Raw genomic sequence first — 23065 nt, forward strand, 5'->3', positions numbered from 1 at the left:
ATGGAAGGTTCAACATCGTATCGCGGGGCAAGCCCGCTCCCACGTTGTGCTCCACAAGGCTGAATATGTTTCTGGCTGTTCAAATATTCGCCAATCACCTTGCTTGTCCCCCCGGCCTTCTCTACAATTGCGCCCCTTGCCAGCTGGCCGGTGCGCATGCGCCTACACGCCGGGGCAAGACTTACAGTGTCATTCACTCCTTGTCTGACCAGATTCGCTGGCAGACTACTAACCCGTAAGGAGCATTCATGCGTCATTACGAAATCATCTTCCTGGTTCACCCGGACCAGAGCGAGCAAGTCGGCGGCATGGTTGAGCGTTACACCAAGCTGATCGAAGAAGACGGCGGCAAGATCCACCGTCTGGAAGACTGGGGCCGTCGTCAACTGGCCTACGCAATCAACAATGTTCACAAGGCTCACTACGTGATGCTGAACGTTGAGTGCACCGGCAAGGCCCTGGCCGAGCTGGAAGACAACTTCCGCTACAACGATGCCGTGATCCGTAACCTGGTCATCCGTCGTGACGAAGCCGTTACCGGCCCGTCCGAGATGCTCAAGGCAGAAGAGAACCGCAGCGAGCGCCGTGAGCGTCGCGAACGTCCTGAGCATGCTGATGGCGCCGAAGGCGACGACAGCAATGACAGCGACAACAGCGATAACGCTGACGAGTAATCCACGGACCTTTTGAGGAGCCAATCACATGGCACGTTTCTTCCGTCGTCGTAAATTCTGCCGCTTCACTGCTGAAGACGTGAAAGAGATCGACTTCAAAGATCTCAACACCCTGAAAGCTTACGTATCCGAAACCGGCAAGATCGTTCCAAGCCGCATCACCGGTACCAAAGCTCGTTATCAGCGTCAGCTGGCTACCGCTATCAAGCGCGCCCGCTTCCTGGCCCTGCTGCCCTACACCGACAGCCACGGCCGCTGAGACCGGGTCGTCGACTTAAGTAGCAAGGGATAAGCATGCGAGCGTTGGCAAGTTTCATCATGCGCGGTCGTGTGCAGGCCACCCTCGTGGTGGTCATCAGCGCGGTACTGCCGCTGCTGTTCTGGTTGAGTGCCGCCGCCGGGAGCCTGGTGTTCCTGCGGCGCGGGTTCAAGGACGCGTCATCGGTCATTGCCTGGGGCCTTTTGCCAGCGTTGATCATCGCGTTCTTCGGCGAACCGAGCACCTTGCTGGTGCTGTTGGGAACGCTGAGTCTGGCCGCCTTGTTGCGGGCCGGGCATTCCTGGACCCGGGTGTTGCTGTCCAGTGTCGCATTAGGCTTGCTGTACAGCCTGATCCTGGACGCGGTGATGCGCGAGACCTTCGAGGTGCTGGCCAAGGCGCTTGAAAAAGCCCTGCCGCAGATCGAGGGCCAACCGGTACTACCTGGTGAGCTGATCGGCCCTTTGCTGGTCGCTTCCAGTGCGGTAATGCTGCAGCTGTTCAGCCTGCTGGCTCTGATGCTGGCGCGCTATTGGCAGGCGGCGTTGTACAACCCCGGTGGTTTCGCCCGCGAGTTTCGCGAGCTGAGGCTGCCGCTGGTGCCAATGCTGGTGCTGGTGTCATTGATGGTGCTGGGCCCGTTCCTCGGGTCGTCGTTCATCGTCCTGGCCACCGCCTCCAGCCTGGTGCTGCTGCTTGCTGGCATCGCCCTGGTTCATGGGCTGGTGGCGCAGCGGCGACTGGCCGGTTTCTGGCTGGTGGGGATGTACGTGACGCTGCCGCTGCTCATGCAGCTGATGTATCCGTTGCTCGTGGTTTTGGCCATTGTCGACAGCCTGATTGATTTTCGCGGTCGCAAGTCCCCTTCACAGGGTGACGACTCCGCGAACGGTGAAGGTTAAAAGTTAAGAGGTTTTACCAAATGGAACTGATCCTGCTGGAAAAAGTCGCCAACCTGGGCAACCTGGGCGACAAAGTAAACGTTAAGGCTGGTTACGGCCGTAACTTCCTGCTGCCATTCGGCAAGGCCACCGTTGCCAACGCCGCCAACCTGGCCGCGTTCGAAGAACGCCGCGCCGAGCTGGAAAAAGCCGCAGCAGACAAGAAAGCTTCGGCTGAAAGCCGCGCTGCCCAACTGGCCGAGCTGGAAGTGACCATCACTGCCACCGCTGGCGACGAAGGCAAGCTGTTCGGTTCGATCGGCACCCACGACATCGCTGATGCCCTGACCGCCTCCGGCGTTGAAGTGGCCAAGGCTGAAGTTCGTCTGCCGAACGGCACCATCCGTCAGGTTGGCGAATACGACGTAGCCGTGCACCTGCACAGCGACGTTGAAGCCACCGTACGTGTGGTCGTCGTAGCTGCCTAAGCTGCGCTGACCGGCTGGCTCCCTGTGGGTCAGACGGTTAACATCGGGCACGGTCCTGTGTTGAACAGGCCGTGCCCTTTGTCTTTTTCATCCCCCAGAATTCTTTCGTGGCCATGAACGAGATCACCACTCCCGAACAGCTCGACCTGCAAACCGCCGCCCTGAAGGTGCCGCCGCATTCCATCGAGGCCGAACAGGCCGTGCTCGGTGGCCTGATGCTGGACAACAACGCCTGGGAGCGGGTGCTGGACCAGGTGTCGGACGGCGATTTCTACCGGCATGACCACCGCCTGATCTTCCGCGCCATTCACAAGCTGGTGGACGCGAACCAGCCGTTCGACGTGGTGACCCTGCACGAGCAGCTGGACAAGGAAGGCGTGTCCACCCAGGTCGGCGGCCTGGCGTACCTGGCCGAGCTGGCCAAGAACACCCCGTCGGTGGCCAACATCAAGGCCTACGCCGCGATCATCCGCGAGCGGGCCACGCTGCGTCAGCTGATCAGCATCAGCACCGACATCGCCGACAACGCCTTCAACCCCCAGGGGCGCAACGCCGAGGAGATCCTCGACGACGCCGAACGGCAGATCTTCCAGATCGCCGAGGCGCGGCCGAAGACCGGTGGCCCGGTGGGGGTCAACGAGCTGTTGACCATGGCCATCGACCGCATCGACACGCTGTTCAACTCCGACAGCGACATCACCGGCGTGTCCACCGGTTTCACCGACCTGGACGAGAAGACCAGCGGCCTGCAGGCGGCCGACCTGATCATCGTCGCCGGCCGTCCGTCGATGGGCAAGACCACCTTCGCCATGAACCTGGTGGAAAACGCCGTGTTGCGCAGCGACAAGGTGGTGCTGGTGTTCTCCCTCGAGATGCCCGGTGAATCGCTGATCATGCGTATGCTCTCGTCGCTCGGGCGGATCGACCAGACCAAGGTACGTTCCGGCCAGTTGGACGACGATGACTGGCCGCGCCTGACCTCGGCGGTGAACCTGCTTAACGACCGCAAGCTGTTCATCGACGATACCGCCGGTATCAGCCCCTCGGAGATGCGTGCGCGTACCCGCCGGCTGGCCCGCGAGCATGGCGAGATCGCCATGATCATGGTCGACTACCTGCAGCTGATGCAGATTCCGGGTTCGGCCGGTGACAACCGGACCAACGAGATTTCCGAGATCTCCCGCTCGCTCAAGGCACTGGCCAAGGAATTCAACTGCCCGGTGATCGCCCTGTCGCAGCTCAACCGCTCCCTGGAGCAGCGCCCCAACAAGCGCCCGGTCAACTCCGACCTTCGTGAATCGGGCGCGATCGAGCAGGACGCCGACGTGATCATGTTCGTCTACCGCGACGAGGTGTATCACCCCGAGACCGAGCACAAGGGCGTGGCCGAGATCATCATCGGCAAGCAGCGTAACGGCCCCATCGGCTTCGTGCGCCTGGCGTTCATCGGCAAGTACACCCGCTTCGAGAACCTCGCCCCGGGCATGTACAACTTCGACGACGACGAATAAAGCCCTCGGCCTGGACTGGCCCCCTGTGGTAGCGGATCGTGGGAGCGGGCTTGCCCCGCGATGGCGATGGTGAATTCACCGATGTCATCGCGAGGCAAGCTCGCTCCCACAGTGATATTTGTTCGCACGCTTGAATCCGACCACTACCGTCGGATTTGGTCAAAATTTGTGCTATATTCCGCGCCCGCGATTTTCCTGCACATTAGAACCGGTCACTGACATGCAAGCAGCCAAACCACTCTACGACTATCCCAAGTACTGGGCCGAATGCTTCGGGCCAGCGCCTTTCCTGCCGATGAGCAGGGAGGAGATGGATCAGCTCGGCTGGGATTCCTGCGACATCATCATCGTGACCGGCGACGCCTACGTCGACCATGCGTCGTTCGGCATGGCCATCATTGGCCGCCTGCTGGAAGCCCAGGGTTTCCGCGTAGGCATCATCGCCCAGCCGAACTGGCAGTCGAAGGACGACTTCATGAAGCTCGGCGAGCCGAACCTGTTCTTCGGCGTCGCGGCGGGCAACATGGACTCGATGATCAACCGCTACACCGCGGACAAGAAGATCCGTTCCGATGACGCCTACACCCCCGGCGGCATGGCCGGCAAGCGCCCTGACCGTGCCAGCCTGGTGTACAGCCAGCGCTGCAAGGAAGCCTACAAGCATGTACCGATCGTGCTCGGCGGCATCGAGGCCTCGCTGCGCCGCATCGCCCACTACGACTACTGGCAGGACAAGGTCCGCCACTCGATCCTGGTCGACGCCAGCGCCGACATCCTGCTGTACGGCAACGCCGAGCGGGCGATCGTCGAGGTCGCCCAGCGCCTGTCCCAGGGCGAAAACATCGAGCACATCACCGACGTGCGCGGTACCGCATTCATTCGCCGTGACACGCCGCAGGGCTGGTTCGAGATCGACTCCACCCGCATCGACCGTCCGGGCCGGGTCGACAAGATCATCAACCCGTACGTGAACACCCAGGACACCCAGGCCTGTGCCATCGAGCAGGCCAAGGGCGAGCAGGAAGACCCGAACGAAGCCAAGGTCGTGCAGATTCTCGACAGCCCGAGCGTCACCCGCGAGAAGTCGGTGATCCGCCTGCCGTCGTTCGAGAAGGTGCGCAACGACCCGGTGCTCTACGCCCACGCCAACCGCGTGCTGCACCTGGAGACCAACCCGGGCAACGCCCGCGCCCTGGTACAGAAGCATGGCGACGTGGATGTGTGGTTCAACCCGCCACCCATTCCCATGACCACCGAGGAAATGGACTACGTGTTCGGCATGCCGTATGCGCGTATCCCGCACCCGGCCTATGGCAAGGAGCGCATCCCGGCCTACGAGATGATCCGCTTCTCGGTGAACATCATGCGTGGCTGCTTCGGTGGCTGCACCTTCTGCTCGATCACCGAGCACGAAGGCCGGATCATCCAGAACCGCTCCCACGAATCGATCCTGCACGAGATCGAGGAGATGCGCGACAAGGTGCCGGGCTTCACCGGCGTGGTCTCCGACCTCGGCGGCCCGACCGCCAACATGTACCGCATCGCCTGCAAGAGCCACGACATCGAGAAGCACTGCCGCAAGCCGTCGTGCGTGTTCCCGGGCATCTGCGAGAACCTCAACACCGACCACAGCTCGCTGATCGAGCTGTATCGCAAGGCCCGTGCCCTGCCGGGGGTGAAGAAGATCCTGATCGCCTCGGGCCTGCGCTACGACCTGGCGGTCGAGTCGCCGGAGTACGTGCGCGAGCTGGTCACCCACCACGTCGGCGGCTACCTGAAGATCGCCCCGGAGCACACCGAGCGTGGCCCGCTGGACAAGATGATGAAGCCGGGCATCGGCACCTACGACCGCTTCAAGCGCATGTTCGAGAAGTTCTCGAAGGAAGCCGGCAAGGAGCAGTACCTGATCCCGTACTTCATCGCCGCGCACCCGGGCACCACCGACGAAGACATGATGAACCTGGCCCTGTGGCTCAAGGGCAACGGTTTCCGCGCCGACCAGGTGCAGGCGTTCTACCCCTCGCCGATGGCCTCGGCCACCGCCATGTACCACTCGGGCAAGAACCCGCTGCGCAAGGTCACCTACAAGAGCGAAGGGGTGGAGATCGTCAAGAGCGAGGAGCAGCGCCGGTTGCACAAGGCGTTCCTGCGCTACCACGATCCGAAGGGCTGGCCGATGCTGCGTGAAGCGCTGCAGCGCATGGGCCGCGCCGACCTGATCGGGCCGGGCAAGCACCAGCTGATCCCGCTGCACCAGCCGCAGACCGACAGCTACCAGAGCGCGCGGCGCAAGAACTCGACGCCCGCCGGCAGTCACAAGGTGGGCAAGGACCAGAAGATCCTCACCCAGCACACCGGGCTGCCACCGCGCGCCAGTGACGGCAGCAAGCCGTGGGACAAGCGCGAGAAGGCCAAGGCCGAGGCATTCGCCCGCAACCAGCAGGCGGCCAAGGAGCGCAAAGAGGCAGCCAAGGGCGGCAAGGGCAAGAAGCCGCGCCAGCCGGTCATTCCGCGCTAACTGGTCCATTTTGGGGCTGCTGCGCAGCCCTTTCGCGGCACAAGGCCGCTCCTACAGGGGATCGCATTCACCTGTAGGAGCGGCCTTGTGCCGCGAAAGGACCGCAACGCGGTCCCAGGCTCTCAGTCTTCAATCCGGCTGCTTGTCGACCCACTTCGGCAACACCGGCGATTCGAACCGATCCATCCCGTCCAGCAGCTCATCCGGCTGCTGCCCCAGCAACAGCATCGCCCGATGCTGCGGCCGCACGAAGCCCTCTTCGACGATATGGTCGAGGAACCCGCCCAGCTTTTCATAGAACCCGTTCACATCCAGCAGCCCCAGCGGCTTGGCGTGATAGCCCAGTTGCCCCCAGGTCCACACCTCGAACAGCTCCTCCAGCGTGCCCAGGCCACCCGGCAGGGCGATGAAGGCATCGCTGAGCTCGGCCATGCGCGCCTTGCGCGCGTGCATGCCGTCCACCACTTCCAGGCGGGACAGGCCCTTGTGGCCGATCTCGGCGTTCATCAGGCTTTGCGGAATGATACCGATGACTTCGCCACCAGCAGCCAGCGCGGCATCGGCAACGGTGCCCATCAGGCCGACCGCGCCACCGCCATAGACCAGGGTCAGGCCACGGCGGGCGATGGCCTGGCCCAGGGCCACGGCGGCTTCGCGATAGGCGGGGTTGGCACCGATGCTGGCGCCGCAGAAGACACAAACGGAACGTACAGGCATTGCTTATCTCCCTTTACATGCGCGCACAGGGTAAGGCGCATGCCTGTCGCTTCCAAGGGGGAGATCACTCGGGGCGGGCGAACTCGCAGGTGGCGCCACTGGCACCGTGGGCGTAGGCGGCGAGCAGGCTGTTCATGAAGCTGGAAAGGGACATTTCATTCAACTCCTAAATGAGAGGTTGTCCCATCGTCTATCAAGAGGGCATGATGTGCACTTTGATTGGTTGTATACAATCCATTGAACAAATCTACTGCCTGGCCACTTGACACCCCTTGACCCACATCAGGTACGGGCGTCCGGTTTTCAGGCAGTCTCGCAATTGATAAAACCCTGCCAAGGAGATTCATGATGTTTGCGAAAGCTGTAGCGGTATCCCTGCTGACCCTCGCCAGCGCCTCTGTCTTTGCCGCCGACTGCAAGGTGACTGTCGACTCGACCGACCAGATGTCGTTCAACACCAAGGAATTCACCATCGACAAGAGCTGCAAGACCGTCGAGATCGAACTGACCCACGGTGGCAGCCTGCCGAAGAACGTCATGGGCCATAACCTGGTGATCAGCAAGACCGCCGACATGCAGGCCATCGCCACCGAAGGCATGTCGCAAGGCCTGGACAAGGACTACATCAAGGCTGACAACGCCGCGATCATCGGCCACACCAAGATGATCGGTGCCGGCGAGAAGGACACCATCAAGCTCGACACCTCGAAGCTGGAAGCCGGTGGCGACTACAGCTTCTTCTGCACCTTCCCGGGCCACATCTCGATGATGAAGGGCAAGGTCGTCGTCAAGTAATCAAAACCTGACGCAGTACCCTGTGGGAGCGGGCTTGCCCCGCGATGGCGATGGTGAAATCACCGATGTCATCGCGGGGCAAGCCCGCTCCCACGTTCAACCTCATGCTATTCAGGGCGCGAACGGCAGCTCGCGCTTGTGCTGGGTCTTGCGGTAGGTGGCGACGATGATGTCGAACGCTGCCTGATCGACCGGCTGCCCATGCAGGAACGCATCGATCTGCTGGTAGGTCACGCCGTGTGACGCCTCGTCCGGCTTGCCCGGCTCGAGGTCTTCCAGGTCCGCGGTCGGCACCTTCTCCACCAGCGACTCTGGCGCGCCGAAGCTGCGCGCGATGGCCCGCACCTGGTTCTTCACCAGCCCGCTCAGCGGCGCCAGGTCGCACGCCCCGTCACCGAACTTGGTAAAGAACCCCATCACCGCCTCGGCGGCGTGGTCGGTGCCGATCACCAGGCCCGCGCGGGCGCCGGCGACGGTGTACTGGGCGACCATGCGCGTGCGCGCCTTGACGTTGCCGACGACGAAGTCCACCAGGGTCGGCGAGCCATTTTTCAGCTCCTGAACTTCCGCCGCCAGGGCCTTCACCGCCGGGGCGATGTCGATGGTGTGCACCTCGTCGGCCTTGATCACCTCCAGGCAAGCCTGGGCGTCGTGCTCGTCGTGCTGCACATGGTACGGCAGGCGCACGGCGATGAAGGTGTAGGCCTGGTCACCGGTTTCGCTGCGCAGCTCGTTGATGGCGCGCTGGGCGAGCAGGGCGGCGGTCAGCGAGTCGACGCCGCCGCTGATGCCCAGTACCAGGGTCTTGAGCCGGGCATTGGCCAGGCAGTCCTTGATGAAAGCCACGCGCCGGGCGACTTCCCGCTCGAGCGCGGCGGCGTCTGCGAACGGCGGCTGCACCTTGAGCGCCCGGGCAATCTCTTGCTGAACGGCTTGCATGGGTTACTCCTTGCTGGGGACTTTGAATACGTGACGCAGGTAGGCGACGAAGTTCGCGTCGCGGCACTGGGTCTTGGCGGCTTCGTCGGAAATCTTCGCCACCGGCGAGCCGTTGCAGTCGGTCATTTTAAGCACGATGTTCATCGGTGCCACACCGGGGATGTCGCAGGTCAGGTTGGTGCCGATACCGAAGCTGACATTGATGCGCCCGCGCAGGGCCCGGAAGATCTCCAGCGAGCGGGTCAGGTTCAGGCCGTCGGAGAACACCAGGGTCTTGGTCATCGGGTCGATCCCCAGCTTCTGGTAGTGGGCGATGGCCTTCTCGGCCCAGGCCACCGGCTCGCCCGAGTCGTGGCGCAGGCCGTCGAACAGTTTGGCGAAGTACAGATCGAAGTCCTGGAGGAAGGCATCCATGGTGATGCAGTCGGTCAGGGCGATACCGAGCAATCCACGGTATTCGCGGACCCAGCAGTCCAGCGCGGCGATCTGGCTGTCGATCAGCCGCGGGCCGAGCTGCTGGTGGGCCATGATCCACTCGTGGGCCATGGTGCCCAGGGGCTTGATATCCAGTTTCCATGCCAGGTCGACGTTGCTGGTGCCGACGAAGCGGCCCGGGAACTCATCGCGCAGCACCCGCACTACCTCTTCCTGCACGCGGCTGGAGAAGCGCCGGCGGGTGCCGAAGTCGGCCACCTGCAGGTGGGCCAGTTCGTCGTCGCTGGCGTGGGCGCGCAGCCAGTCGAACTTGCGGTAAAGCTGGTCGCGGGCTTCGGCCAGGCGCATGCGCGGGTGCAGGTGGCGGTTGCGCACCTCGCTGATGATCGCCAGCAACGGCACCTCGAACAGGATCACATGCAGCCAGGGGCCGCGCAGGCGCAGGAACAACTGATCGTTTTCGATGCCGATGCGCACATAGCGCAGGTTGAAGCGGAACAGGCGCAGGAAGCGCAGGAAGTCCGGCTTGAGGAAGCTGATGCGCTCGAGGAAGCCCAGCTGATCGTCATCCAGGGTCAGCTCGCTGAGCAGTTCGAGCTGGTTGCGGATCTCGCCCAGGTAGGGCCGCAGGTCCTCGCCATTGCGGCAACGGAATTCCCATTCGACGTCGGCGTCCGGGTAGTTGTGCAGGACGGCCTGCATCATCGTCAGTTTGTAGAAGTCGGTGTCGAGCAGGTTGTGCACGATGCGCTCGGCGAATGCGCTCTCGCTCATCAGGGGGAAGCTCCAAGGCGGGCAATGGCGACCATTGTGCCAGATCGCGGGGCAGGCCCGCTCCCACGCTGCCTGCCATCGTGGCCTTTGCAGGTATTTTTCCGTGCGCCAGCTAGCCTTCAAACGGTGCCGCCTGTAGCAGTCGCGCACCAGCGGTGTGCAGTTCGGTGACGTCCGCTGTTACAGGTCGGTTGCACGTTAACACTCGCAAGGGTTGCAATGATGGCGCTCGAAGGTTGCTCCTTGTCTAGGCGTGTCGGTGGCGCTCGTTGCGCAGTAGACGGTTGCACGCTCAATAAAGAAAAGGCCGCCGGTCGCCTCTGTTCACCCCCTGTCGTGTGTTTTCCCGGAAGACAAAACCACTGGCACGGCCCTTGCTCGGAGCACAGGGCTGAGAAGTTGTAGTGCCAACCAAAAAAAATACTCTAGGAGCACCACCTCATGTCGCAGACGTTTTACAAGAAAGGTTTCCTGGCACTGGCCGTAGCCACGGCACTGGGTGTTTCTTCGTATGTTCAGGCCGACATCAAGATCGGCGTCGCGGGTCCCATGACCGGGGCCAACGCAGCGTTTGGCGAGCAGTACATGAAAGGTGCGCAGGCAGCGGCCGATGTGATCAACAAGGCCGGTGGCGTGAACGGCGAGAAGATCGTCCTGGTCAAGGGCGATGACGCCTGCGAGCCGAAGCAGGCCGTGGCCGTGGCCAACCGCCTGGTCGACCAGGACAAGGTGGCGGGCGTGGTTGGTCACTTCTGCTCCTCCAACACCATTCCCGCTTCCGAGGTCTACGACGAGGCCGGCGTGATCGCCATCACCCCAGGCTCCACCAACCCGCAGGTGACCGAGCGCGGCCTGTCCGCGATGTTCCGCATGTGCGGCCGTGACGACCAGCAGGGCATCGTCGCCGGCAATTACATCGTCGATGTGCTCAAGGGCAAGAAGGTCGTCGTGCTGCACGACAAGGACACCTACGGCCAAGGCCTGGCCGACGCGACCAAGGCACAACTGGAAAAACGTGGCGTCAAACCTGTGCTGTACGAAGGCCTGACCCGTGGCGAGAAGGACTTCAGCGCCGTGGTCACCAAGATCCGCGCCGCCGGTGCCGATGTCGTCTACTTCGGCGGCCTGCACCCGGAGGCCGGTCCGCTGGTACGCCAGCTGCGCGAGCAGGGCCTGAAGGACGTGGCGTTCATGTCCGACGACGGCATCGTCACCGACGAACTGGTGGCCACCGCCGGCGGCGCCCAGTACACCAACGGCGTGTACATGACCTTCGGCGCCGACCCGCGCCTGCTGCCCGACAGCAAGACTGTGGTGGAGGAGTTCCGCAAGAACGGCACCGAGCCTGAGGGTTACACACTGTACGCCTACGCTTCGGTCCAGGCCCTGGCCGCCGCCTTCAACGGCGCCAAGTCGAACAAGGGCGAAGACGCCGCCAAGTGGCTCAAGGCCAACCCGGTCAAGACCGTCATGGGCGAGAAGAAGTGGGACCAGAAGGGCGACCTGACCGTCTCCGACTACGTGGTCTACCAGTGGGATGCCAACGGCAAGTACCACCAGCTGGAAAAACAAAAATAACAATGGCCAACGGCCCGCGTGCGTTTCGCACCGGGCCGTAGCCCCGCGGTACCTGTCATTGTCAGTAGATCTGCACAGTTCTGCGCTGCGAGGGCCGTTGCATCCGGATCCTGCGTGGTCGGCGCTCGTGCAATCTCAATCAGGTGAGATTGCGTTATGGATGGTATTTTCCTGCAGCAACTGGTCAACGGCCTGACCCTCGGGTCGGTCTACGGCCTGATCGCCATCGGCTACACAATGGTCTATGGCATCATCGGCATGATCAACTTCGCGCACGGCGAGGTGTACATGATCTCCGCGTACCTCGCGGCGATCAGCCTGGCATTGCTGGCCTACTTTGGTATCGAGTCGTTTCCGCTGCTGATGCTGGGCACCCTGTTGTTCACCATCGTCGTTACCGGCGTCTATGGCTTCACCATCGAACGCATCGCCTACAAACCCCTGCGCAACTCCACCCGCCTGGCCCCGCTGATCAGCGCCATCGGCATCTCGCTGATCCTGCAGAACTACGCGCAGATCAGCCAGGGCGCCCGCCAGCAAGGCGTGCCGACCCTGCTCGAAGGGGCCATGCGCATCGAGGTGGGCACCGGCTTCGTGCAGCTGACCTACACCAAGATCTTCATCCTGGTGGCCGCCTTCGTCGGCATGGCGTTGCTCACCTATGTCATCAAGTACACCAAGCTCGGACGCATGTGCCGGGCGACGCAGCAGGATCGCAAGATGGCCTCGATCCTGGGCATCAACACCGACCGGGTGATCTCCTACGTGTTCGTCATCGGCGCGGTGATGGCCGCGCTGGCCGGCGTGCTGATCACCATGAACTACGGCACCTTCGACTTCTACGCCGGCTTCATCATCGGCATCAAGGCATTCACCGCCGCGGTGCTCGGCGGCATCGGCTCGCTGCCGGGGGCGATGCTCGGCGGCATCATCCTGGGGATCTCCGAGTCGTTGTTCTCCGGCCTGATCAACTCCGACTACAAGGACGTGTTCAGCTTCTCGCTGCTGGTGATGATCCTCATCTTCCGTCCCCAAGGCCTGCTGGGTCGCCCGCTCGTGGCTAAGGTGTGAACATGTCCGCTGCCAATTCTGCCTCTGTTGCCCAAACCAAAGGTTTCGACCTCAAACGCAGCCTGCTGGAGACGATCGTCGCCGGCCTGCTGGCCCTCATCGTCTTCGGTCCGGTCGTCGGCGTGGTGCTCGACGGCTACAGCTTCAACGCCGAGCCGGCCCGCGTGGCCTGGCTGGTCGGCGGCGTGATGATCGGGCGCTTCATCCTCAGCCTGTTCCTGCAGACACCGACCGGCCAGCGCATGCTCCAGGGCTTCGACAGCGGTGGCTCGGGTGTGCATGTGCTGGCGCCGGACTACAAGTCGCGGCTGCGCTACATCATCCCGGCGCTGATCGTCATCGCCATCGTGTTCCCGGTGTTCGCCAACAAGTACCTGCTGACCGTGGTCATCCTCGGCCTGATCTACGTGCTGCTGGGCCTGGGCCTGAACATCGTGGTGGGCCTGGCAGGCCTGCTCGACCTGGGCTACGTGGCGTTCTACGCCATCGGCGCCTACGGCCTGGCCCTCGGCTACCAGTACCTGGGCCTGGGCTTCTGGAGCGTGCTGCCGCTGGCGGCGATCGCTGCCGCGCTGGCCGGATGCATCCTCGGCTTCCCGGTGTTGCGCATGCACGGCGACTACCTGGCCATCGTCACCCTGGGCTTCGGCGAGATCATTCGCCTGGTGCTGAACAACTGGCTGTCGTTCACCGGCGGCCCGAACGGCATGCCGGCGCCTTCTCCGACCTTCCTGGGGCTGGAGTTCGGCCGTCGGGCGAAGGACGGCGGAGTGCCGATCCATGAGTTCTTCGGCTTCGATTACAACCCCAACCTGAAGTTCGTGTTCATCTATGCCGTGCTGTTCCTGGTGGTGCTGGCGGTGCTGTACATCAAGCACCGGCTGACCCGCATGCCGGTCGGGCGCGCCTGGGAGGCCCTGCGCGAGGACGAGATCGCCTGCCGTTCCATGGGCCTGAACCACGTGCTGGTCAAGCTCTCGGCGTTCACCCTGGGCGCTTCCACCGCCGGTTTGGCCGGGGTGTTCTTCGCCACTTACCAGGGCTTCGTCAACCCGTCGTCGTTCACCTTCTTCGAGTCGGCGCTGATCCTGGCCATCGTCGTGCTCGGCGGCATGGGTTCGACCGTGGGCGTGGTGATCGCGGCGTTCGTGCTGACCGTGGCCCCGGAACTGCTGCGCAGCTTCTCCGAGTACCGCGTGCTGCTGTTCGGCGTGCTGATGGTGCTGATGATGATCTGGCGACCGCGGGGGCTGATCCGCATCAGCCGCACCGGCGTGGTCCCGCGTAAAGGAGTGGCGCCATGAGCGACGAAATCATTCTGTCGGTCGATAACCTGATGATGCAGTTCGGCGGCATCAAGGCGCTCAGCGATGTCAGCCTGAAGGTCAAGCGCAATCAGATCTTCGCCCTGATCGGCCCCAACGGCGCCGGCAAGACCACCGTGTTCAACTGCCTCACCGGCTTCTACAAGGCCAGCGGCGGGCGTATCGAGCTCAACGTGCGCGGCAGCCACACCAACGTCATCCAGCTGCTCGGCGAGCGCTTCCAGGCGGCGGACTTCGTCTCGCCGGCGCGCTTCGCCAACCGCCTGTACTACAAGATGTTCGGCGGGACCCACCTGGTCAACCGCGCAGGTCTTGCCCGCACCTTCCAGAACATCCGCCTGTTCAAGGAAATGTCGGTGGTGGAAAACCTGCTGGTGGCCCAGCACATGTGGGTCAACCGCAACCTGCTGGCCGGCGTGCTCAACACCCCGGGCTACCGCAAGGCCGAGAGCGACGCGCTGGACCATGCGTTCTACTGGCTGGAGGTGGTCGACCTGGTCGATTGCGCCAACCGCCTGGCTGGCGAGCTGTCGTACGGCCAGCAGCGGCGCTTGGAAATCGCCCGGGCCATGTGCACGCGGCCGAAGATCATCTGCCTGGACGAGCCGGCCGCCGGCCTCAACCCGCAGGAGACCGAGGCCCTGAGCCGCATGATCCGCGTGCTGCGCGACGAGCACGACATCACCGTGGTGCTGATCGAGCACGACATGGGCATGGTCATGAGCATCTCCGACCATATCGTCGTGCTCGACCACGGCAACGTGATCGCCGAGGGCACCCCGCAGGACATCCGCCACAACCCGACGGTGATCGCCGCCTACCTGGGTGCAGACGAAGAGGAGCTGATATGAGCGCGCCCATTCTCGAGTTGAAGGACCTGGATGTGTTCTACGGGCCGATCCAGGCCCTGAAGAAAGTCTCGATGCACATCAACGAAGGCGAGACGGTGAGCCTGATCGGCGCCAACGGCGCGGGCAAGTCGACGCTGCTGATGTCGATCTTCGGCCAGCCGCGGGCGGCCTCCGGGCAGATCGTCTATCGCGGCACCGACATCACCCGCAAGTCGTCGCACTACATTGCCTCCAACGGCATCGCCCAGTCTCCGGAAGGGCGCCGGGTGTTCCCCGACATGACCGTCGAGGAGAACCTGATGATGGGCACCATTCCGATTGGCGACAAACATGCCGGTGAAGACATGCAGCGCATGTTCGAGCTGTTCCCACGGCTCAAGGAACGGCGCAACCAGCGCGCCATGACCATGTCCGGCGGCGAGCAGCAGATGCTCGCCATCGCCCGGGCACTGATGAGCAGGCCCAAGCTGCTGCTGCTCGATGAGCCCTCGCTGGGACTGGCACCGATCGTGGTCAAGCAGATCTTCTCCACCCTGCGCGAGCTGGCGCAGACCGGCATGACCATCTTCCTTGTTGAGCAGAATGCCAACCATGCGCTGAAGCTGTCGGACCGGGCCTATGTAATGGTCAACGGGCAGATTCGCATGACCGGGACGGGGCAGGAGCTGTTGGTCAATGAGGAGGTGCGTAACGCTTATCTGGGCGGGCACTGAGGATTTAGCACGCTCTTTGTAGGAGCGGCCTTGTGCCGCGAAAGGGCCGCGAAGCGGCCCCAAGATCTCAGCATCATGTGAAATCGCCGGGGCCGCTTCGCGGCCCTTTCGCGGCACAAGGCCGCTCCTACAGGGGGTCGCAGCGCTTGGCGATGCTTTCACCGCATGTGGACAACTTGTCGCATATCTTTCTTGAAACACTCCACAACCTCACTGCAAACCCTTGTTTCCACAGGTGCAAAACTTTCCACGGATTATGTGGAGCCGCCTGTGGAAAACATGGTGGCACCTCGCTCCAGCCCAGATAAATCAGTGCGCGCAAGCATTTGGTCGTTTTTTGACCAAGTGCTGCTTGTGCATGATTTTGCATGTGTTTTGCGCAGTCAATGGATCCGCCCTACAGTGTGGGGCTTTCTGTGGATAACTCTGTGGGAAAACCTTGGACAGACCGCCAGAGGCGGCATGGTTGAAAGCGTTGCGCCATCATGCACGGATGTCCACAACGCGCAGAGGTTCCCTTGACCTGACGAGTTGCCCCCAATCCATGGGGAAAGCCTTGTGGATAAGGTGCGCATAGCCCGGCGCAGCCCTTCTAGCACGGGCCTCGGCGGGGTTAGTATGTTTTTTGACCAGTGGCGATGACAGTTGTGGTCGAGCCTTGCGCCGGGCATGCTGCAAGGCCTGTCGACGACAATCCAACGCTGAGGAGAAGAGCATGACATCCACCGTATTCATCACTGGCGCGACGTCCGGTTTTGGCGAGGCCACCGCCCGCCGTTTCGCCGACGCCGGCTGGAAGCTGGTGCTCACCGGTCGGCGCAAGGAGCGCCTGGATGCGTTGTGCCAGGAACTGTCGGCCAAGACCGAGGTGCACGGCCTGGTGGTCGACGTGCGTGACCGTCAGGCAATGGAAGCCGCCATCGCCAGCCTGCCGCCGAGCTTCGACAAGCTGCAGGGCCTGGTCAACAACGCCGGGTTGGCGCTGGGCGTCGACGCCGCGCAGAACTGCAGCCTGGACGACTGGGAAACCATGGTCGATACCAACATCAAGGGGCTGATGTACACCACCCGCCTGCTGTTGCCACGGCTGATTGCCCATGGCCGCGGCGCGTCGATCCTCAACGTCGGTTCGGTGGCGGGCAACTACCCGTACCCGGGCGCGAACGTGTATGGCGGCACCAAGGCCTTCGTCGGCCAGTTCTCCCTGAGCCTGCGCTGCGACCTGCGGGGGACGGGCGTGCGGGTGAGCAATATCGAGCCGGGGTTGTGCGAGAGCGAGTTCTCGCTGGTGCGCTTCGGCGGTGACCAGGCCAAGTATGACGCCACCTATGCCGGCGCCGAGCCGATCCAGCCGCAGGACATCGCCGAAACCATCTTCTGGATTCTGAACCAGCCGGCGCATATCAACATCAACAGTCTTGAGCTGATGCCAGTGAGCCAGGACTGGGCAGGGTTCTCGATCGACCGGTCGGCCAAGGGCTGATACGCCAATGATCGCGGGGCAAGCCCGCTCCCACGATGGCGTGGGAGCGGGCTTGCCCCGCGATTGCGTCAGATCAGGCGCTGCAAGCCTTCCAAGCTGGTTGCCAGGTGATACGGCGTAGTCGATGGCATGTCGTGGCGGCTGACCGCGCCATTACCATCACGGCACTCATGCCAGCCACCGTCATGCAGGAATCGCGACTCCAGCGCCTGTAGCTGCGCCAGCAACCTCGCCTCGCTTCCTGGCCGCAAGGCCAGCGCCCGCAGGTACTCCGCCTGGGCCCAGATCCGCTGGGTCGCATCGATGACCTTGCCGTCCACATCGAGCATCGCCAGCACCGCCGTATCTTTTACTCCGCACTGCTCGGCATAGTCGAAGGCGCGGGTGATGGAGGCGTGCAGCGCTGTCCCGCGCAGCAGCGGCGAGGTGTCAAGCAAGTAGAACCATTCGAACTGGTGCCCTGGCTCGAACCAGTTATCCACAGCCCCGCGTGGTTTCTCCAGCATCAGGCCGTGGCTCGGTTCGATGAATTGCACCTGCAGCGCGTCGCACAACTGCAGCAGCGACTGGCGAACCTCGTCGTCCTCGCGCACGGCCAGCACTTGGAGGAAGGCCTCGGCCAGGTGCATCTGCGGGTTCTGCAGCGGGCCGCTGCCCAGATCCGACCAGTCCTCACCGAGGCTGGCCTCGTACAGGCCATCGTCGCGGGCGAACTGCTCGGCGACGACTTCGAGGGCGCCGTTGAGCGTGGCCTCCACCAGGCCTTCGCCGACCTTGCCCCAGTAATGGGCGCAGGCGAACACGATGAAGGCGTGGGTGTAGAGGTCCTTGCGCCGGTCCAGCGGTTTGCCCTGGGCGTCGATGCTGTAGAACCAGCCGCCGTGCTCGGCGTCGTGGAAGTGCTTCTGCAGCGAGCGGAACAGCGCGGCGGCGCGTTCGGCGGCGCCCGGCTGCTCGATGCGGCTGCTGAACAGGTACAGCTGGCGGGCGCAGGCCATGGCCCGGTAGCGTTGCACCGGCAGCGGGCGGTGGTGGCTGTCGAGGGCTTCGTACGGCAGGGCCATGTCGGCGTTCCAGCCAGGGCCCTGCCACAGCGGCACGATGCGCTCGGCGAAGTGCTGTTGGAAACGGGTCAATGCGGGGCGGGGGTCGGACATGGTCGCGCTCGTGACGGTCGGGCAGGGCGCCATGGTAGCAGAAGTGGCAAGTGCTTCGTGCGCGCGGGCAGCGTGGGAGGGGCAGCGTGGGAGCGGGCTTGCCCCGCGATAGCGCCATCGCGGGCCAAGCCCGCTCCCACGCTGCCCGCGCACACGAACCGTTCCCACGAACCGCTCTGGGCAAAAGTCAGCCGGGATTTCCCAGGCCCTGCCAATGTCGCGCGCCGACGAATATGAAGCGCAACTGTTGAGTGATCTTTTCCTGCGGCGTCAGCGCCTGTGGATGACCCGGCTCGGGGCTGTCGATCAGCTCGGGCAGGGTAGCGAACACGGTCTTGACCACCAGGTCGGCCATCACCGCCAGGGCGGCGCCGTCCAGGTGCTGCCAGCGCGGCATGCGCGCCAGGTCCGTGGCCAGGTCGCTGCTGATGTCCTGGCGCAGGCGGGCGATGGCCTGGCGCACCGGCTGCGAGCCGCCGTACTGCTCGCGGGCAAGGAACAGGAACTGCGCGCGGTGGGCGATGACCACGTCGAGGAAGATGCGCACCGAGGCGTCGGTGATGCCGCCCAGTTCGAACTCATTGTGGCGCACCAGGCGGATGGTCTGGCGGAAGGTGGTGTCCACTTCGGCAACCAGGGCCAGGCCCAGTGCATCCATGTCGGGGAAGTGACGGTAGAAGCCGGTGGGCACGATGCCCGCGGCCTTGGCCACCTCGCGCAGGCTGATGCTGCCGAAGCCACGGCCGCTCTCCATGAGCAGGCAGGCGGCGTCCAGCAGGGCCTGGCGGGTTTGTAACTTCTGTTCGGCGCGCGGCAGCATGGGGCAGGATTCTATGACGGTACGGCTGGGCATTCTGGATAAAAAAACAAAGCCCGGTCAATGGACCGGGCTTGGAGGGTAGCAGGCGCAGTGGGGCGGGTTGTTGTATTCGGCCATGGCGATCAGCTCACACGGCTGAGTTCGACCAGACGATCCGAACCACCTTCGGCGACACGGTTGTTGCGTTCGTTGAGGCGATCGGCGCCACCTTCGGCGACACGGTCGTTGCGTTCGATCAGACGATCCGAGCCACCCTCGGCAACGCGGTCGTTGCGTTGGATCAGACGATCCGAGCCACCCTCGGCAACGCGGTCGTTGCGTTGGATCAGGCGATCCGAGCCACCTTCGGCGACACGGTTGTTACGTTCGAGCAGACGCTCGGAACCGCCTTCGGCCAGGCGGCCTGCGCGTTCCTGCAGGCGCTCGGCGCCGCCTTCTGCCAAGGTGTTCAGCGGTTGGCTGACGGTGGCGGCGCTGGAGCGTGATTCGGCGCTCAGGTGCTGGTCTTCGGCTGGCAGGGCGAAGGCGTTGGCGGCAAGTACGGACAGGGTCAGGCTCAGCAGCAGATGGCGTTTCATGGTTCGGTGCTCCTCGGGGGGGCTGGAAAGTGGTTACGAAGCCAATGCTACGCCTGGTAACTCCAGAGAAAAGTTCATCAGGATAATGGTAACAATCGACGGGATTGATACTGTGCGTGGAGGGCTCTGGATCAATGTTTTCAGGTGTTCCGCAAGCGCTGAGGCACGCTTGAGCCCCGGTAACACTGCCGCCGTCCATGGACGAAAAGCTGAGAAAGGCGTCAGGAAAATCCTGGTTATCATGGCGCACGGATTAAACCCGGCGGTTTTTCATCAGTCCGACATAATGAGTGCCATGCAGCCAGGAGAACCATGCAATGACGCGCCCTGCCAGAATCCTCTTCTGGACCTTCGCCACCCTCGTCACCCTGCTGGCGATCCTGGTGGTGGTGATCGCCACTTTCGACTGGAACCGCGTCAAACCGCTGCTCAACGAGAAGGTCTCCGAAGCCCTGCACCGGCCGTTCGCGATCAACGGCAACCTCGCCGTGCACTGGCGCACCGAGCCCGAGGAAGGCGGCTGGCGGGCCTTCGTGCCCTGGCCACACTTCAGCGCCGAGGACCTCACCCTGGGCAACCCCGACTGGCTCAAGGAGCCGCGCATGGTCGCCCTGGAGCGCGTGGACTTTCGCCTGGCGCCGTTGCCGCTGATCGTCCAGCGCATCAGCATCCCGCGCATCGACCTGGTCAAGCCCAGCGCCAGCCTTACCCGGCTGGCCGATGGCCGGGCCAACTGGGTGTTTGATTTCGGGCCCAAGGATGAGAACGAGGCTCCATCGAAGTGGGAGCTGGACATCGGCGCCATCGGCTTCGACCAGGGCAACGTCAGCTTCGACGACCAGACGCTGAAGACCAGCATGAAGGTGCAGGTCGACCCGCTGGGCAAGCCAATCCCGTTCAGCGACATCGTCGGCAAGGCCCGCGCCGAGAAGGCCGGCAATGCCCAGGCCTACGCCTTCGGCTTCAAGGCCCAGGGCCGCTACAAGGGCCTGGCGGTGGCCGGCACCGGCAAGATCGGCGGCCTGCTGGCGCTGCAGGACGCCAGCCAGCCGTTTCCGCTGCAGGCCGACGCGCGTATTGGTGACACCCAGATCGCGCTGGCCGGGACCCTGACCGATCCACGCAACCTCGGCGCCCTTGACCTGCGCCTGAAGCTTTCCGGCAGCAGCCTGGGCAACCTCTACCCGCTGACCGGCGTGACCTTGCCCGATACGCCGCCGTACGCCACCGATGGTCACCTGACCGCCAACCTGCACGCCGCCGACGGCGCGCAGTTCCGTTACGAGGGCTTCAACGGCAGGATCGGCGACAGCGACATTCACGGCGACCTGGCCTTCGTCGCCAGCCAGCACCGGCCGAAGCTCTCCGGCAACCTGGTATCCAACCAGCTGCTGTTCAAGGACCTGGCGCCACTGATCGGCGCCGACTCCAACAGCGAGCAGAAGGCTCGCGGCGGTGCCAGCAAGCAACCGGCGGGCAAGGTGCTGCCGGTCGAGGAGTTTCGCACCGAGCGCTGGCGGGCCATGGACGCCGACGTGACCTTCGCCGGCAAGCGCATCGTGCATAGCGAGAAGTTGCCGTTCAACGACCTGTCCGCCCATGTGATCCTCGAGGATGGCCTGTTGCGCCTGGAACCGCTGCGCTTCGGCGTGGCCGGCGGCAGCCTTGACTCCAACATCCGCCTGGACGGGCGCAGCGCGCCGTTGCAGGGTCGCGCCCGGCTGACCGCCCGTGGCTTCAAGCTCAAGCAGCTGTTCCCTGGCTTCGCGCCGATGCAGACCAGCTTCGGCGAACTCAACGGCGATGCCGATATCAGTGGCCGCGGCAACTCGGTGGCGGCCTTGCTGGGCACCGCCAACGGCGACCTGCGCCTGTTGATGAACGATGGCGCCATCAGCCGTGGCCTGATGGAGATCGCCGGGCTCAACGTGGGCAACTACGTGGTTGGCAAGCTGTTCGGCGATGAGGACGTGAAGATCAATTGTGCTGCGGCCGATGTCGGGGTCAAGAATGGCCTGGCCACTACCCGGTTGTTCGTCTTCGACACCGAGAACGCGATCATCTACATCAACGGTACGGCCAACTTCGCCAGCGAGCAGTTGGACCTGAAGATCACCCCGGAGTCCAAGGGCCTGCGTCTGTTCTCGCTGCGTTCACCGTTGTATGTGCGCGGACCGTTCGCCAAGCCAAGTGCCGGCGTGCAGGCGGTGCCGCTGGCGCTGCGTGGCGCGGGGATGGTGGCGTTGGGCGTGGTGGCCGGGCCGGCCGCGGGGCTGCTGGCGCTGATCGCGCCGAGCAGCGGGGATGAGCCGAACCAGTGCACGCCGTTGTTGCAGCAAATGCGCGCCGGCAAGGCGCCGGCGGCGGCCGGCAAAGGTCATTGAGGTTCGTGTTTGAGGTTCGTGGGAGCGGGCTTGCCCCGCGATGGCATCGACGCCATCGCGGGGCAAGCCCGCTCCCAGTAAACCTTGGGATCAGAGGCCTTTCAACAGGTCCGACATATCGTCCGCGTGCTCTTCCTCCTGGGCCAGGATGTCCTCGAAGATGCGCCGGGTGGTCGGGTCCTTGTCGCCAATGTACTGGATGATTTCGCGGTAGCTGTCGATGGCGATGCGCTCGGCCACCAGGTCCTCCAGCACCATCTCCTTCAACGAACTGCCCGCCACGTACTGGGCGTGGGAATTCTTCGTCAGGTTGTCCGGATTGAAGTCCGGCTCGCCGCCCAGCTGCACGATGCGTTCGGCCAGCTTGTCGGCGTGCTCGGCTTCCTGGTTGGCATGCTCGAGGAACTCCGCGGCGGCAACGCTGGCCTTGATGCCGCTGGCCATGAAGTAGTGGCGCTTGTAACGCAGGACGCAGACCAGCTCGGTGGCCAGCGACTCATTGAGCAGGCGCAGGATCTTCTCGCGATCGGCGTGGTAACCCTCGGTCACCGCGCCTTGCTCGACATGCTGGCGGGCACGTTCGCGCAGGGTCTTCACATCGGTCAGTTCAACGCTCATGTTCATCTCCGAAAGCATCAGGGTGGTCATGGGGTGTCATGCGCCGTGCGCGGCGTCGCTGTCTTGTTGGCGTTGCTTGCAGGTCTTGAAGCCCTTGGCGTCGACATGGCCGGTGGCGTCGAAGCGCACGTAGTAGGGCTGCTGGTGGCCATCGCGGTTGAGGATGTAGTCGTTGCAGGTGCCGCCGTGGGGCAGGTCGATGACATTCGACGGGCTGCCGCCGATGGCGATGACCTTCTGCATGGTCATGCCGTGCTCGACCTGCTTGACCAGCGGCTCGTCGCGGTAGGTGACGTAGTCCACCGGGTTTTCCGGGCGGCTGCCGCAGGCGGTGAGGGTGGCGCTTGCCAGAAGGATGGCCAGGGTTCGCTTGTACATGGTCCCGCTCCTTGCTCAGGGTCTGTTCTGCTTGGAACCGCGCGGCGCGCCGGGAGTTCGATTGCGCTTGTCGCCGATCGCGCTGTAGGGTGGACCGGTCTGTTCACGGATGAGGGCA

Annotated in this window: 22 protein-coding genes; 14 read left to right on the top strand and 8 right to left on the bottom strand. The window is 63.6% G+C overall.

Annotated features, from left to right (window positions below; genetic code table 11):
- Window positions 1-248: 248 nt before the first annotated feature.
- From rpsF to VUG52_RS03255, 6 genes are all read left to right on the top strand, one after another.
- Entirely contained in the window at window positions 249-674 is a 426-nt protein-coding gene (gene rpsF / locus VUG52_RS03230) for a 30S ribosomal protein S6 (protein WP_011535936.1), read from the top strand.
- A gap of 28 nt (window positions 675-702) precedes the next feature.
- Window positions 703-933 (top strand): 30S ribosomal protein S18, encoded by a 231-nt coding sequence (gene rpsR, locus VUG52_RS03235; RefSeq protein WP_003249563.1) that lies wholly within the window; start codon window positions 703-705, stop codon window positions 931-933.
- Between the two features lie 35 nt (window positions 934-968).
- Window positions 969-1835: a hypothetical protein gene (locus tag VUG52_RS03240; protein WP_262951946.1), complete on the top strand. Its 867-nt coding sequence runs from the start codon at window positions 969-971 to the stop codon at window positions 1833-1835.
- A gap of 20 nt (window positions 1836-1855) precedes the next feature.
- Window positions 1856-2302 (top strand): 50S ribosomal protein L9, encoded by a 447-nt coding sequence (gene rplI, locus VUG52_RS03245; protein ID WP_011535934.1) that lies wholly within the window; start codon window positions 1856-1858, stop codon window positions 2300-2302.
- 113 nt (window positions 2303-2415) lie between these two features.
- A complete protein-coding gene (dnaB, locus tag VUG52_RS03250) occupies window positions 2416-3813 on the top strand; it encodes a replicative DNA helicase (protein ID WP_023629368.1) in 1398 nt (465 codons plus the stop codon).
- 220 nt (window positions 3814-4033) lie between these two features.
- Window positions 4034-6331, top strand: a complete 2298-nt coding sequence (locus tag VUG52_RS03255) for a YgiQ family radical SAM protein (RefSeq protein ID WP_262951943.1) — start codon at window positions 4034-4036, stop codon at window positions 6329-6331.
- Between the two features lie 129 nt (window positions 6332-6460).
- On the opposite strand, the gene VUG52_RS03260 is transcribed toward VUG52_RS03255, so the two are convergent.
- Window positions 6461-7048, bottom strand: coding sequence for a TIGR00730 family Rossman fold protein (locus VUG52_RS03260; RefSeq protein WP_062572684.1), 588 nt, complete (start codon window positions 7046-7048; stop codon window positions 6461-6463).
- Window positions 7049-7396: 348 nt separating this feature from the next.
- Here VUG52_RS03260 and azu point away from each other — a divergent pair, with 348 nt between their 5' ends.
- Window positions 7397-7843, top strand: coding sequence for an azurin (gene azu, locus VUG52_RS03265; protein WP_050707129.1), 447 nt, complete (start codon window positions 7397-7399; stop codon window positions 7841-7843).
- Between the two features lie 111 nt (window positions 7844-7954).
- Here azu and nadE read toward each other — a convergent pair whose 3' ends face one another.
- Complete coding sequence (gene nadE, locus VUG52_RS03270; protein WP_050707128.1) at window positions 7955-8782, bottom strand: ammonia-dependent NAD(+) synthetase; 828 nt, start codon at window positions 8780-8782, stop codon at window positions 7955-7957.
- A 3-nt stretch (window positions 8783-8785) separates the two neighbouring features.
- Window positions 8786-9991, bottom strand: coding sequence for a nicotinate phosphoribosyltransferase (gene pncB, locus VUG52_RS03275; RefSeq protein WP_050707127.1), 1206 nt, complete (start codon window positions 9989-9991; stop codon window positions 8786-8788).
- Window positions 9992-10432: 441 nt separating this feature from the next.
- Here pncB and VUG52_RS03280 point away from each other — a divergent pair, with 441 nt between their 5' ends.
- From VUG52_RS03280 to VUG52_RS03305, 6 genes are all read left to right on the top strand, one after another.
- A complete protein-coding gene (locus tag VUG52_RS03280) occupies window positions 10433-11569 on the top strand; it encodes a branched-chain amino acid ABC transporter substrate-binding protein (protein WP_050707126.1) in 1137 nt (378 codons plus the stop codon).
- 156 nt (window positions 11570-11725) lie between these two features.
- On the top strand, window positions 11726-12640 hold the full coding sequence (locus VUG52_RS03285) for an ABC transporter permease subunit (RefSeq protein ID WP_028688242.1): 915 nt from the start codon (window positions 11726-11728) through the stop codon (window positions 12638-12640).
- 2 nt (window positions 12641-12642) lie between these two features.
- Window positions 12643-13944 (top strand): high-affinity branched-chain amino acid ABC transporter permease LivM, encoded by a 1302-nt coding sequence (gene livM, locus VUG52_RS03290; RefSeq protein ID WP_050707125.1) that lies wholly within the window; start codon window positions 12643-12645, stop codon window positions 13942-13944.
- Entirely contained in the window at window positions 13941-14816 is an 876-nt protein-coding gene (locus tag VUG52_RS03295) for an ATP-binding cassette domain-containing protein (protein WP_050707124.1), read from the top strand. Before livM ends, VUG52_RS03295 begins: the two co-directional genes overlap by 4 nt.
- On the top strand, window positions 14813-15529 hold the full coding sequence (locus tag VUG52_RS03300; RefSeq protein ID WP_028688239.1) for an ABC transporter ATP-binding protein: 717 nt from the start codon (window positions 14813-14815) through the stop codon (window positions 15527-15529). Before VUG52_RS03295 ends, VUG52_RS03300 begins: the two co-directional genes overlap by 4 nt.
- 715 nt (window positions 15530-16244) lie before the next feature.
- Window positions 16245-17012 (top strand): SDR family oxidoreductase, encoded by a 768-nt coding sequence (locus tag VUG52_RS03305; RefSeq protein WP_023629361.1) that lies wholly within the window; start codon window positions 16245-16247, stop codon window positions 17010-17012.
- 68 nt (window positions 17013-17080) lie between these two features.
- Here the strand turns inward: VUG52_RS03305 and VUG52_RS03310 are convergent, their stop codons facing one another.
- The 3 genes from VUG52_RS03310 to VUG52_RS03320 all read right to left on the bottom strand — a co-directional run bounded on the left by VUG52_RS03310 (window position 17081) and on the right by VUG52_RS03320 (window position 19567).
- Window positions 17081-18169: an AGE family epimerase/isomerase gene (locus VUG52_RS03310; RefSeq protein WP_050707122.1), complete on the bottom strand. Its 1089-nt coding sequence runs from the start codon at window positions 18167-18169 to the stop codon at window positions 17081-17083.
- A gap of 187 nt (window positions 18170-18356) precedes the next feature.
- Window positions 18357-18989 (bottom strand): TetR family transcriptional regulator, encoded by a 633-nt coding sequence (locus tag VUG52_RS03315; protein ID WP_050707121.1) that lies wholly within the window; start codon window positions 18987-18989, stop codon window positions 18357-18359.
- Between the two features lie 122 nt (window positions 18990-19111).
- Entirely contained in the window at window positions 19112-19567 is a 456-nt protein-coding gene (locus tag VUG52_RS03320; RefSeq protein WP_050707120.1) for a hypothetical protein, read from the bottom strand.
- A 317-nt stretch (window positions 19568-19884) separates the two neighbouring features.
- Between VUG52_RS03320 and VUG52_RS03325 the strand changes: the two genes are divergently transcribed.
- Complete coding sequence (locus tag VUG52_RS03325) at window positions 19885-21951, top strand: AsmA family protein (protein ID WP_331832419.1); 2067 nt, start codon at window positions 19885-19887, stop codon at window positions 21949-21951.
- A 90-nt stretch (window positions 21952-22041) separates the two neighbouring features.
- Here the strand turns inward: VUG52_RS03325 and VUG52_RS03330 are convergent, their stop codons facing one another.
- Both VUG52_RS03330 and osmE read right to left on the bottom strand, forming a co-directional pair.
- On the bottom strand, window positions 22042-22569 hold the full coding sequence (locus tag VUG52_RS03330; RefSeq protein WP_442964602.1) for a ferritin-like domain-containing protein: 528 nt from the start codon (window positions 22567-22569) through the stop codon (window positions 22042-22044).
- A gap of 36 nt (window positions 22570-22605) precedes the next feature.
- A complete protein-coding gene (gene osmE, locus VUG52_RS03335) occupies window positions 22606-22947 on the bottom strand; it encodes an osmotically-inducible lipoprotein OsmE (protein WP_331832420.1) in 342 nt (113 codons plus the stop codon).
- Window positions 22948-23065 lie beyond the last annotated feature (118 nt).

Origin of the sequence: Pseudomonas sp. LH21, assembly GCF_036549575.1 — a bacterium.
Taxonomy (GTDB): domain Bacteria; phylum Pseudomonadota; class Gammaproteobacteria; order Pseudomonadales; family Pseudomonadaceae; genus Aquipseudomonas; species Aquipseudomonas peradeniyensis.

What these genes read in the sequence shown, in the direction of transcription:
- VUG52_RS03285 (WP_028688242.1), top strand. Translation starts at nt 11,726, where the DNA reads ATGGATGGTATTTTCCTGCAGCAACTGGTCAACGGCCTGACCCTCGGG.
- VUG52_RS03330 (WP_442964602.1), bottom strand. Translation starts at nt 22,569, where the DNA reads ATGAGCGTTGAACTGACCGATGTGAAGACCCTGCGCGAACGTGCCCGC.
- livM (WP_050707125.1), top strand. Translation starts at nt 12,643, where the DNA reads ATGTCCGCTGCCAATTCTGCCTCTGTTGCCCAAACCAAAGGTTTCGAC.
- pncB (WP_050707127.1), bottom strand. Translation starts at nt 9,991, where the DNA reads ATGAGCGAGAGCGCATTCGCCGAGCGCATCGTGCACAACCTGCTCGAC.
- nadE (WP_050707128.1), bottom strand. Translation starts at nt 8,782, where the DNA reads ATGCAAGCCGTTCAGCAAGAGATTGCCCGGGCGCTCAAGGTGCAGCCG.
- VUG52_RS03295 (WP_050707124.1), top strand. Translation starts at nt 13,941, where the DNA reads ATGAGCGACGAAATCATTCTGTCGGTCGATAACCTGATGATGCAGTTC.
- VUG52_RS03255 (WP_262951943.1), top strand. Translation starts at nt 4,034, where the DNA reads ATGCAAGCAGCCAAACCACTCTACGACTATCCCAAGTACTGGGCCGAA.
- rplI (WP_011535934.1), top strand. Translation starts at nt 1,856, where the DNA reads ATGGAACTGATCCTGCTGGAAAAAGTCGCCAACCTGGGCAACCTGGGC.
- azu (WP_050707129.1), top strand. Translation starts at nt 7,397, where the DNA reads ATGTTTGCGAAAGCTGTAGCGGTATCCCTGCTGACCCTCGCCAGCGCC.
- VUG52_RS03315 (WP_050707121.1), bottom strand. Translation starts at nt 18,989, where the DNA reads ATGCTGCCGCGCGCCGAACAGAAGTTACAAACCCGCCAGGCCCTGCTG.
- dnaB (WP_023629368.1), top strand. Translation starts at nt 2,416, where the DNA reads ATGAACGAGATCACCACTCCCGAACAGCTCGACCTGCAAACCGCCGCC.
- VUG52_RS03300 (WP_028688239.1), top strand. Translation starts at nt 14,813, where the DNA reads ATGAGCGCGCCCATTCTCGAGTTGAAGGACCTGGATGTGTTCTACGGG.
- rpsR (WP_003249563.1), top strand. Translation starts at nt 703, where the DNA reads ATGGCACGTTTCTTCCGTCGTCGTAAATTCTGCCGCTTCACTGCTGAA.
- VUG52_RS03240 (WP_262951946.1), top strand. Translation starts at nt 969, where the DNA reads ATGCGAGCGTTGGCAAGTTTCATCATGCGCGGTCGTGTGCAGGCCACC.
- osmE (WP_331832420.1), bottom strand. Translation starts at nt 22,947, where the DNA reads ATGTACAAGCGAACCCTGGCCATCCTTCTGGCAAGCGCCACCCTCACC.
- VUG52_RS03325 (WP_331832419.1), top strand. Translation starts at nt 19,885, where the DNA reads ATGACGCGCCCTGCCAGAATCCTCTTCTGGACCTTCGCCACCCTCGTC.
- VUG52_RS03280 (WP_050707126.1), top strand. Translation starts at nt 10,433, where the DNA reads ATGTCGCAGACGTTTTACAAGAAAGGTTTCCTGGCACTGGCCGTAGCC.
- VUG52_RS03310 (WP_050707122.1), bottom strand. Translation starts at nt 18,169, where the DNA reads ATGTCCGACCCCCGCCCCGCATTGACCCGTTTCCAACAGCACTTCGCC.
- rpsF (WP_011535936.1), top strand. Translation starts at nt 249, where the DNA reads ATGCGTCATTACGAAATCATCTTCCTGGTTCACCCGGACCAGAGCGAG.
- VUG52_RS03260 (WP_062572684.1), bottom strand. Translation starts at nt 7,048, where the DNA reads ATGCCTGTACGTTCCGTTTGTGTCTTCTGCGGCGCCAGCATCGGTGCC.
- VUG52_RS03305 (WP_023629361.1), top strand. Translation starts at nt 16,245, where the DNA reads ATGACATCCACCGTATTCATCACTGGCGCGACGTCCGGTTTTGGCGAG.
- VUG52_RS03320 (WP_050707120.1), bottom strand. Translation starts at nt 19,567, where the DNA reads ATGAAACGCCATCTGCTGCTGAGCCTGACCCTGTCCGTACTTGCCGCC.